Annotated in this window: 11 protein-coding genes and 1 pseudogene; all 12 read left to right on the top strand. The window is 31.4% G+C overall.

The features are described from left to right. The coding region (gene ftsH, locus J6V67_RS00060) for an ATP-dependent zinc metalloprotease FtsH (RefSeq protein ID WP_291857012.1) at positions 1-1368 on the top strand (1368 nt) is incomplete at its 5' end. Further along, entirely contained in the window at positions 1361-1972 is a 612-nt protein-coding gene (locus J6V67_RS00055; RefSeq protein ID WP_291857010.1) for a phosphatidylserine decarboxylase, read from the top strand. The genes ftsH and J6V67_RS00055, both read left to right, overlap by 8 nt. After that, a complete protein-coding gene (gene pssA, locus J6V67_RS00050; protein ID WP_291857008.1) occupies positions 1965-2696 on the top strand; it encodes a CDP-diacylglycerol--serine O-phosphatidyltransferase in 732 nt (243 codons plus the stop codon). The genes J6V67_RS00055 and pssA overlap by 8 nt, the downstream gene beginning before the upstream one ends. 125 nt (positions 2697-2821) lie before the next feature. Beyond that, positions 2822-4342, top strand: coding sequence for a 2-isopropylmalate synthase (locus tag J6V67_RS00045; protein ID WP_291857006.1), 1521 nt, complete (start codon positions 2822-2824; stop codon positions 4340-4342). A 117-nt stretch (positions 4343-4459) separates the two neighbouring features. Continuing rightward, complete coding sequence (locus J6V67_RS00040) at positions 4460-5053, top strand: hydrogenase-4 component G (protein ID WP_291857004.1); 594 nt, start codon at positions 4460-4462, stop codon at positions 5051-5053. Next, positions 5040-5429 carry a hypothetical protein gene (locus tag J6V67_RS00035; RefSeq protein ID WP_291857001.1) on the top strand — a complete coding sequence of 130 codons (390 nt, stop codon included), beginning with the start codon at positions 5040-5042 and terminating at the stop codon, positions 5427-5429. The genes J6V67_RS00040 and J6V67_RS00035 overlap by 14 nt, the downstream gene beginning before the upstream one ends. Before the next feature lie 61 nt (positions 5430-5490). Next, positions 5491-6006, top strand: a complete 516-nt coding sequence (locus tag J6V67_RS00030) for a DUF6033 family protein (protein ID WP_291856999.1) — start codon at positions 5491-5493, stop codon at positions 6004-6006. Positions 6007-6351: 345 nt separating this feature from the next. Further along, on the top strand, positions 6352-7737 hold the full coding sequence (locus tag J6V67_RS00025; protein WP_291856997.1) for a hypothetical protein: 1386 nt from the start codon (positions 6352-6354) through the stop codon (positions 7735-7737). Then, positions 7727-8299, top strand: a complete 573-nt coding sequence (locus tag J6V67_RS00020) for a hypothetical protein (RefSeq protein WP_291856995.1) — start codon at positions 7727-7729, stop codon at positions 8297-8299. Before J6V67_RS00025 ends, J6V67_RS00020 begins: the two co-directional genes overlap by 11 nt. Beyond that, positions 8296-8667 (top strand): hypothetical protein, encoded by a 372-nt coding sequence (locus J6V67_RS00015; RefSeq protein WP_291856993.1) that lies wholly within the window; start codon positions 8296-8298, stop codon positions 8665-8667. The genes J6V67_RS00020 and J6V67_RS00015 overlap by 4 nt, the downstream gene beginning before the upstream one ends. Further along, a complete protein-coding gene (gene mshL, locus J6V67_RS00010) occupies positions 8648-10132 on the top strand; it encodes a pilus (MSHA type) biogenesis protein MshL (protein WP_291856991.1) in 1485 nt (494 codons plus the stop codon). The genes J6V67_RS00015 and mshL overlap by 20 nt, the downstream gene beginning before the upstream one ends. Before the next feature lie 206 nt (positions 10133-10338). Further along, positions 10339-11051 (top strand): annotated as a pseudogene (locus tag J6V67_RS00005) (extracellular solute-binding protein). Positions 11052-11434 lie beyond the last annotated feature (383 nt).

The following is an 11434-nucleotide window of genomic DNA, read 5'->3' as shown; positions in this document are numbered from 1 at the left end:
CTTAAAAATCCTGAACGCTATATTCGCCTAGGTGCTAAAATTCCAAAAGGAGTTTTATTAGTAGGCCCTCCAGGCACTGGTAAAACATTACTTGCTAAGGCTGTTGCTGGTGAAGCTGAAGTTCCATTTTTCTCAGTTTCTGGATCAAGTTTTATAGAGATGTTTGTGGGTGTGGGCGCAAGTCGTGTTAGGGATTTATTTGAAAATGCTAAGAAAGAAGCACCTGCTATCGTATTTATAGATGAAATTGATGCTATTGGTAAGAGTAGAGCAGCTGGTTCTATGATGGGTGGAAATGACGAGAGGGAGCAGACTCTAAATCAGTTATTGGCTGAGATGGATGGCTTTGATAGTGATAAGGCGCCTGTGATTGTCTTAGCAGCAACCAATCGTCCAGAGGTTTTAGATGCAGCACTTTTAAGACCTGGTAGATTTGACCGTCAAGTTTTAGTTGATAAGCCTGATTTTAAAGGTCGCGTTGATATATTAAAGGTGCATAGTAAAGAAGTTAAGCTATCAAATGATGTAAATATGGATGAGATAGGTCGCTTAACTGCTGGTTTGGCTGGAGCAGATTTAGCTAATATTATTAACGAAGCTGCTCTTTTGGCTGGTCGTTCTAATAAGGCTAAAATTGATCAACAAGATTTAGTTGAAGCAGTTGAGAGAGCAATTGCTGGTCTAGAGAAAAAATCTCGCCGTATCAATCCAAAAGAGAAAAAGATAGTTACATATCATGAGTGCGGTCATGCTTTAATAGCCGAGACGACAAAAGGTGCTGATAAGGTTACAAAGGTATCTGTAATTCCTCGTGGTATTGCAGCTTTAGGATATACACTTAATGCTCCAGAAGAGAATAAATTTCTAATGCAAAAGCATGAATTGATTGCTAAAGTTGATGTATTACTAGGTGGTAGGGCTGCTGAGCAAGTATTTATTAAAGAGATTAGCACAGGCGCAAGTAACGATCTTGAGCGAGCTACTGATATCATAAAGGCAATGGTATCAATGTATGGAATGACTGATGTAGCTGGCCTTATGGTATTAGAAAAACAACGCAATGTATTTTTAAATGGTGGCCAAACGCTAAAAGATTATAGTGATGATATGGCACAAAAACTTGATGAGTTTGTAAAGAGCTTTTTAAATGAGAGATATGAAGCAGTTCTTGCTACGCTTGAGCTTTATCGTGGTGCGATAGAAAAAATGGTAGAATCTTTATATGAAGAAGAGACTATAGAAGGAGAAAAGGTCAGAGCGATTATTAAAGAATTTGAAGAAGCAAATGGCCTACCTACTCGCTTAATAGACCCAGAAGATGAGAACTCAGATATCAAAAAAGCAAAAGAGAATCAAATAGATGGATAATCTAGGAATTATAAGCAAATATGGCTATAAATGTATCGCTATTTCAGCGGTACTTTTGATAATATCTTTGATTTTTGATCTTTGGTTTAGTTTTTTTGTTATTTTATTTTTAGTTACTTTGTGGATCTATAGAAATCCTGAGAGATTACCACAAAGTGAAGATTCTAAGGCTATAGTGTCCCCTATTGATGGAATTGTAGAGGATATTAAAAAGTGCAATTATAATGGGCGTAGTTATAGCGAGATTTTGATTCGTTCTAGAATTATTGATTGTGGCGTTTTACGAGCTGCTTGTGATATGGAGATAGCTTCTATTAAAAGACGTAATGGATTAAATCTGCATAGTAGTGATGCAAATTTAAATTTATTAAATAATCGAGCTACTATAATATCTAAAAATCAAGATATTATACTTCGCATTAGCACCTCGGCATTTACTTCTAAGGTCTATTTAGAAAATCTAACTTGTGTCAAATCAGGTCGCAGAATCGGCTTTATCAAAGATGGTAAAGTTTGCCTTTTAATGCCTTTAAATACTAGAATTAGTGTTGCAAAAGGTGATAAGATTAAGGCCTGCAATATTATAGGTTATATAGATGAGTAGCAATAATAAATTAATATATATACTTCCAAATTTATTTACAGCAGGTAGTGCATTTACCGGTATTATTAGCATCTTAGCTAGTGCTAATGGCGAGTTTAGTAAAGCAATTTTTTACCTTGTTATCTCACTTGTGCTTGATGGATTAGATGGCAGGGTAGCAAGACTAACCAAAACTACGTCCAAATTTGGTGTTGAATTTGATAGTTTGGCTGATTTAGTTGCTTTTGGTGTTGCCCCAGCTATGTTATTTTATTTTAGTATTGGAAGCGAATTTGGTAGATTTGGTTCACTTATTACAGCTATGTTTGTAGTTTTTGGGGCTATTAGACTAGCTAGATTTAATGTTACAACTAATGAAAATGAGCCAAATATGTTTATAGGATTACCTATTCCTACGGCTGCTATAGTGGCTGGATTTTGGATTGGAATTTACAATAAATATGAAATTTTAATTGGTTTTGAATGGGTATTTATCATTTTAATGGCGGCACTTTCGATACTTATGGTTTCAAATGTACGCTATCCAAGCTTTAAAAAGGTAGATTTTAGCCGTGCTAATTATATCAAAGCCCTTGTGGTGCTTGTATTATTATTTTCACTTTTATATCTATATCCTTTAGAATCAGCTACTGCTTTGATTTCTATTTATACTACATATGGTATAATTCGTGCTGTTTGGGCAAGATTTTTTGCCAAAAATATTAAGATAAAGGAACAAAAATGATAACAAATAGTAAAAAGATTTATATATTTATCTATAAACTTTCCCTCCTTAATCTGCTCTGTAGCTCTTTTTAATAACTTTGCATATATTGCACTATATAATATATTAAATTTAAGGATAATAAAATGGATAAAAATAAGATTATAATTTTTGATACAACTTTAAGAGATGGTGAGCAAAGCCCTGGTGCATCTATGAATACTGAAGAGAAAATTCAAATTGCTCTTCAATTAGAACGCCTTGGTGTTGATGTTATGGAAGCGGGATTTGCCGCTGCTAGTCCTGGGGATTTTGATGCAATTAATCAGATTGCTAAGCAAGTAGAATCTATCAAAGTTGCTAGTCTTTCAAGGGCTCTTGAGCGTGATATTAAAGCAGCAGCTGATGCAATCGCTCCAGCAAAAAATAGAAGAATTCATACCTTTATAGCTACTAGTCCAATCCATATGGAACATAAGCTTAAAATGAAGCCTGATGAGGTTATCAAAAGAGCAGTTGAAGCGGTACAATATGCTAAAAGCTTTGTAGATGATGTTGAGTTTAGCTGCGAAGATGCTGGTAGAAGCGATATATCATTTTTAAAAGAGATATGTGATGCGGTGGTAAATGCTGGTGCTAAGACTTTAAATTTGCCTGATACTGTCGGTTTTAGATTGCCATATGAGATAGCTGATATGGTTAGAATTATGAGCGAATTTATTGGCGATAGAGCTATAATATCTGTGCATAATCACAATGACCTTGGGCTTGCAGTGGCAAATACTCTAGCAAGTATTAAAGCTGGAGCAAGACAGGTAGAATGTACTATCAATGGTTTGGGCGAAAGAGCTGGTAATGCAGCTTTAGAAGAGATTGTTATGGCAATTAAAACAAGGAGCGATGAATTTAGTGGATTATATACCGATATCGTAACTAAAGAGATATATGCTACAAGTCGTTTAGTAGCTAGCATTACAGGTATAGAACCACAACCAAATAAAGCAATTGTAGGCAAAAATGCTTTTGCACATGAGAGCGGTATCCATCAAGATGGTATGTTAAAATGTGCTCAAACATATGAAATAATCAAAGCCGAAGATATAGGAGCAGAGAAAAATGCTCTAGTATTAGGTAAACATAGTGGCCGTCACGCCTTTAAAGATAAGCTTGTAAATTTAGGATTTGATCTAAATGATGAAGAGATTAATGAAGCATTTGGTAAATTCAAGCTACTTTGCGATAAGAAAAAAGAGATATTTGATGATGATATTAGAGCGCTTGTTAGTGATGAGATTATAAAGATCCCTGAGATTTATACGATTGTAACTCTAAGCACTAGCTCATGCAACTCAGGTCATGCAAGTGCAGCTGTTAGTATTAAATTTAATGGTGATATTATTAGCGATGCAGCTCTTGGTAATGGTACGGCTGATGCGATATTTAAAGTGATTGATAGAATAAGCAATGTAGCTGGTGAATTAAAAGACTATAAAGTTTCAGCTGTCTCTCAAGGTAAAGATGCCCTTGCTAAGGTTACTGTAAAGGTAGCCTTTGGTTCTGGCGAACCTCCATTTATAGGCCATGGTCTTGATATTGATACTATGATGGCAAGCGCTAAAGCCTATGTGAGCGCATTAAATAGTTACTTAAGTATGAAAAATAAGTAGAAATTTGAATTTGGCTATTTTTTAAGCCAAATTCACTTAAAATTCAATTTTCTCTCAAAAACATAACATATTTTATTAAAAATCCGATATTAAATTAAACTTTCAAAGGAGATAAATATGCAGATAAATGGTACAAATAGCCTAGATTTTTTAAGTATTAATCCAAGTTCGCAAGATAACATTGAAAGAATTAAAGAAGCTGCAAGCAAGATTGATCCAGGCGAGTTAACAAGAGGTTATCATATGCAATTTATGCAACAAAGCTTTGAGTTATCAAATGGTAATTTTAATATGCAAGTTGGCTTTATTGGTCTTAGTTTTGAATTTAATAATCAAGATAATAGCTTTAATAATTTTACCCAAGAATTAAAGGATTTACTAAATCAAAATATAGACATTACTGGTTATAGCGGTAAACCAATTGGTAATCTAAGCTCGCAAGAGGCTAGTGAGCTAATAAGTGATAGTGGATATTTTGGTATTGATAATACTGCAAATCGTATAGCTGATTTTATTATTAATGGAGCTGGAGACGATGTAGAGATGATGAAAAGTGGATTAGAAGGGGTTAAAGAGGGTTTTGCTCAGGCTGAAGCTTTATGGGGTCAGGCTTTACCTGATATTTCTCAACAGACAATGGATAAAACTCTAGATAGAATCAATCAAGTAATCATGGAGCTTAGCGGTAATGTGGTTAATGTTACTGCGTAATCTATTTTTATCAATATTTGTATTCTTAGTAGTTGGATGTACGACTACTAAGAGTTATACAAATATAGCTACAAATAACTATATAAAAGGTATTGTAAGTTCTATTAGTCGAGTTAATAATGGTTATGTTTATACTATTAAATCTACCGATACTAGTAATGGCAAACTTGCATCAGCTCAGGGATTTAGCTCTCAAGCTTGTAATGTTGGTGATTTGGTATATGCTAGATTAAATGGTGCTAAATTTGACTATTTTGCAGTTTTGGTTACTGGATTTGAGCGAGTACAAGAACCAGTCATTATCAAAAAATATAATCGAACCAAGCAAAATCTCACAGTAGATAATATTCCAGTAGTAGAGAGTATTGAATTTTAATATTTAACTATTCATTTTTTTTTTGACGATAATGAAAATATAATCATCAAAAGGAGAAAAAATGATAGTTCGTATAGGAGATACTACTGTAAGTCAGGCTGCATATAACTATGTAAAATCTCAAAATCATCAGTTTTCACACACAAATGAGCTTTATAAAGAGCTAAGCAAGAAATACGATGGGTTAAATTTCTTTGGAGCAAGCAAGCCAAATACTAACGCAGGGTTAAATAATATCACCATTGCTCCAAATATCTTACGCCAAATGATAGATGATCCGCAAAAACGTTTAGAGTATGAAGCGTTAATTTATGATATTAACGAGCTAGCTAAAAAGGATACTGGTCGCACGCCAAATGGAGATAAGATTATTGCTAGTGGTTATATGATTAATGCTGATGGTACGGCTGGAATGTGGGTCATCTCTCAAAGTCAAGGCGACAAAAATGAGCCAACATTAATGGCGAGATTGCTTGATGAATTAAATAAGCGAATAAAATCCAATAAAGAGAGACAAACTCAGTTAGAAAATAGTCAAGATTTAAAAGATAATTATCTTTTAAATAAAAGTATTTAAAGCTAAATTTGGTTTATATATTTCTAAATTCAGACTAGTGCAGCTTATAATGTTACGTTTAGTCTGAATTTGCATATTAGTATAAGTAGATTTTAACTATTGTTAGTTTGTGATAAATATAAATTATAAACAAAATTTCACCACAAATAATATATCAGTGGTGAGAGTATCGAATTTTAATAAATTTATATTATTTAGTGATTAAATATTTTAATAAAAATTATCTCAATTTAAATTTATTTAAAGCAAAAATAGATATAATCAAAGTATAAATTCATAATTTTATTTTTATAATATTTAAAAAATACTGAATTTAACATATTTTATATATTTTAAGGTAAAAAGTTGAAAAAGAGTAGCTTGATCTGCGTTGATTTATATAAAAATGTAATTTATGACTACTCAAATCACTTTAATCCTAAAGTAAAATACAAGATAAAAAATAATGAATTTAGTATTTGTTTTATACCGGCTAAAGCTTTAACAACTCTAAAATATTATACTGATGAGAAAGAGAATCTAGGAATAAAGATTATCAAATTTGCATATGATGAGCTGCTTTTAAATCCGCAAAAAGAGTATAAGATTAGCTATTTTGATGATAGTGATGGTGGTTATATGCTTTATATCATCGATATTGAATTGGCCTTAAAAGAATTAGATACTCAAGCGATTAATATCTTAAAAAATATTAATGTAATTATTCCATCTCCTTTGTTAATGGGTGGATTTTATAGCTCTAATTTACTTGATAAATCTAGCATAGATTGTTTTATATTTTATGATAATGATGAGAGTTATTTATGCTTTTATCGTAATGGGCGATATATTATGCATCATGGAATTATATGTGATACTTTGCCTAAGATAGCTAGGAATTATAAAATTGAATGTACAGCTAAGATTATAGATCAAAATAGCAATAAATTTACTGAGTTATTAAATATAACTATCCAAACTATTCAAAGTATTGCAAATATTGATAAAATCATACCAGATAGGATATATCTTAGTTCATTTATAGGGGATATTGTAGGTCTTAATACTGCTTTATCTAATAAGCTTGGGCAAGAGATTAGGGGGTTTGAGTTTTTAGATAATTTTAAAAGTCCAGCACCGCTTAATTTAATGATGGCGATATATGCTAAGGAGTTAATGCATAAAGGGCAGCTGCTAAATTTTACACTATTTAATAAGCCTAAACCACTATACAAAAGAGCTGATGGTAGGCTATTTATTAGTATTGCTGCTGGAGCGATTTTGGGATTGGTTTATCCGATTTATATGCTAATATTAACTTTTAATATAGAGGCTAAATCTACAAAACTTGGAGCAAATTTGACTTTGCAAAACTCAAGTGCGAGTAGTTTAAATAGTAGTCTAATAGCACTAAATAATGAGATTAAAAGTATAACCATACAAATTCAAAATATAAAAGATAATATAAATAAAAACTTAGCTACAATTGATATTATTGCAAGTAAATTTAATAACCAAAATCTAGCTATAATTTTAGCAAATATCGCAAATTTGATGGATAAATATTCGCTTCAAGCAAGGAATATAGAATTAAAAAATAATCAAATCAACATCGCAATCATCTCACAAGATACTCAAAATATTAATAATTTTATAAACTCTTTTAGTGCTAAAACTAACATTGGTCAACTCATCAATAATCAAAATTTTTTTGAATCAAACATTACAATAGGACAAGAAAATGGATTTTAAATCCTTGTTAGAATCACGTAGCCAAAGAGAACAGCATATGATATTTATGGGTGGATTTTTGATTATGTTTTATCTGCTTTATCTTAGCTGGGATTATTTTGATAAACTTTATCAAAGCGCTTTAGCTAATTATGAATTACAGTTAAATAACTATATCAGTATGAATTCTCCACAACAAATTCAAAATCGCCTAGAGCTAGCAACAAAAAGATTACAAGATAGTAAAATTGAACTAGAAAATTTAAAAGCTGAGAATAGCTTTATCCAATCTCACACTAAAAATCTAGTCGCAATCCAGGATAAATTTAGTTCTAGTAGTGAGATTTTAAGTTTTATTGGAGATAAAGCAAAAGAACATAATATAAAGATTTCTCAAATTTTGCCAAATAATATAAAAGAAAATAGTGCTATTTTATATGATTATAATCTATCTTTTAGTTCGACTTTTACTCAAACACTAGCTTTTATAGATGAGCTTAAAGGGGGCTTTATAGATATTAAAGAGGCTAGATTTGAGCCGTATAGTAGTCAAATTAGACTAAGTTTACAGAGGGTAAAATGAGATTGCTTTGTCTGTTTTTAACCATGACTACTTTGCTATTTTCTCAAGATTTAAGTACTAAATACAAATATATATTAGATTTATACAATAAAAGCCCATTAAGGGCAAATTTAGGCGATATAAACCAAGTAAAATCGCCATTTTACATTACTCAAAATGCTCAAACAGACTTTAATTCTAGCACTTTAAAATTAGAGGCTATAATAGAAAATAGGGCCAAAATCAACTCTAATTGGTATGAATTAGGTCAAAGCTGTCAAGAGATTTGCATTTTAGAGATAGAAAATCAAACTGTAATAATACTACATAATAATAATAAAATTAGGCTTTCAATCTCAAAGGTAAATAATGATATTAAAGTTTTTTAAAATATTAATATTAAGTCTAGCTGCGTTAACTATAAATTTAAATGCAAATGAGTGTAAAAATAAGAAATTAGATATGAGTCTAAGTCCAAATATAACATCATATGAAATTTTAGCTCAGCTTGCAAATATTTGTAAATTTAGCATTGCTTTAAGCGATTCAAATGCCACTAATGCATTAAAAACCCCAACAAATTTAATAAATATTTCACGCCTTAGCCTTGATGAAATTATACGCTTAGTAGCTGAGTCAAATGATCTTAGTTATGAGTTTAATGACAAAATGTTAAGCTTGTCATATATACAAACTAAAACCTTTAAAATGGATTATATTATCTCAGCTAGACAAGGTCAAGCAATTACTAAAGCTTCTGTAGATTCAGCTCCGATAGAGATTGGCGAGGATTATCAAAATAGTAGTCAAAATGATGAAAATAATCAAGATAATATAATAAAAACTACAGAAAAATTTGATTTTTGGCAAGATCTTGCTAATGAGCTAAAATTAGTATTAAATAGCCATAATGATTCATTTATTGCTCCAGCTCCAATCATTAATCCAGCAGCCGGGCTAATTCATATCACTGGTACTGCAAATCAACTACAAAGGGTACAAAACTATCTAAATTTGCTCTCAAGCCGCCTTAAAAAGCAGGTTTTAATCGATGTAAAAATAATCTCTGTTGAGCTAGATAATAGCTATACAAAAGGTGTTGATTGGAGTAAATTTGAGCTTGGTTTTAAAAGTTATTTAAGCGATGGTACTTCATCACGCCTAATCTTTAATAAAGGCACTGCTCAAAATCCAGCCCATAGTCTAAAAAATATCTCTGGTGGATTTATCATTGGTGGAGATTTGCGTCTTAGTCTTGATGGTGTATTAAATTTTTTAAGTACTAATGGGAAAAGTCAAATAATCTCAAGTCCTAAAATAATGGCAATGAACAATCAACAAGCCCTAATCTCAGTAGGTGATAATATCAATTATAGAATTGCTGAAGATATCACTAATAATGATACTAGTGAGATTACTAAAACTACTTATAAACAACACTCTGTATTTATAGGAATTTTACTAAATCTCTTGCCTGAAATTAGCGATGAGAATCGCATAATGCTACGTATAAATCCTAGCCTAAGCAGCTTTAAATATTCAGCTGATGATGCTAAGCAGACGCAACCTCGTGTAATCGCTCCAGATACTATGCAAAAAAAGTTATCTACTGTGGTAGAAATTTCTAGTGGCGATAGTATAATTTTAGGTGGTTTAATCGCTAAAAGCCTAGGCAACGAGATTAATAAAGTTCCAATTTTGGGTGATATTCCTTTGCTTGGGTATCTATTTAAAAGTGACCGACAAACTAGCAAAACTAGTGAATTAATATTTATTATCACTCCAACTATAATTAACGGCCCGATTTTACCAAATGAACTTGGATTTGATGGAGTAGAAACATTTAATAAATAGTGTTTTGTTTAATATTTTAGTGATTTTTTATCGTATCTTGATTATTTATCACTATAAAGATGAAAATTATGCTACATTAAATCAATATTTTATAATTTTAAATATAATTAAAACTTATGAAATATCTTAAATTTGCTTCATAAAATTTAACTAAAATAGGGGAAATTACGAAAAAATCGCTACTTACATGTCTTGCATGTTTTGCTATAGCTACTTCAGCGCACGCTGATGTACTAGCCTATGGACCAGGTGGCCAGCTCCAGTTTTAAAAGAGCTTGCAGCGCAGTTTGAAGCCCAAAAAGGTCAAAAAGTTCAAATCATTGCAGGGCCAACTCCTCAATGGATAAATGATGCTAAAGCTAATGCAGATATTATATTTGCAGGTAATTCATCAATGATGGATGGTTTTATTAAGGCTATGTCAAACTCTTTAAATGTCAAAGATGTAGAGGTATTAAATATCAGAGAGGCTGGTATCGTTGTTCGCAAAAATAACCCAAAAAATATTAAAAAATTTGCTGATATTTTAAAAGATGGTATAAAGGTAATGGTAGTAGATGGCGCTGGTCAGGTTGGACTATATGAGGATATGGCACTTAAGGGGGCAAATCAACAAAATTTAGTCAAACTTAGAGAAAATATTGCTTATTATGCACCAAATTCAAAATTAGCCGTAGAACGATGGAATAGCGATGAGAGCATTGATGCGCTTATTATATGGTCACACTGGGCTAAAGTATTAGGCGATAAAAAAGCTGAGTTTGTCTCATTAAAAGATGATGCAGTAATTTACCGAAGTGCTGAAATTGCAGTTACTACTAACTCGCAAAATAAAGCTATAGCACAAGAGTTTGTCAAGTTCGTCCAATCTAAAGAGGCTCAAAAAGTTTGGATAAAATGGGGCTGGGAAAGCAAATAGAACCTAAAAGTGTTTAAAATCGTAGTAATTGTTATATAAATCGGTGATTACTACGATTAAAAATAATTAAACTATTTATCAAATAGTGCTTTTGTATAATATAATATATAATTTAATCTAACTATTAAGCTCTTTTTCAATCATAAAACCATTAATATAATTTTCATCTAAGCTAATATTTCTACACCAAACATTGGCAGTTTTCAAATCTCTTAAATGAGCTATCAGTTTCTTTTTAAATACTAAAATCCATTTTTAGCATTTGGGTTTTATTGCTTTTTTAATAATTAATGCTCAATAATTTAATACATTTATCCAGCCAAAAGCATTTTTACTTCATTTTAAATTCATCACTTACACTAAATTCAGTAGTAAATACCATT

The sequence above is a fragment of the Campylobacter sp. genome, from assembly GCF_017646085.1.
In the GTDB taxonomy this organism is placed as follows: Bacteria; Campylobacterota; Campylobacteria; order Campylobacterales; family Campylobacteraceae; genus Campylobacter.
This window is presented reverse-complemented; position numbering and strand designations above follow the sequence as displayed.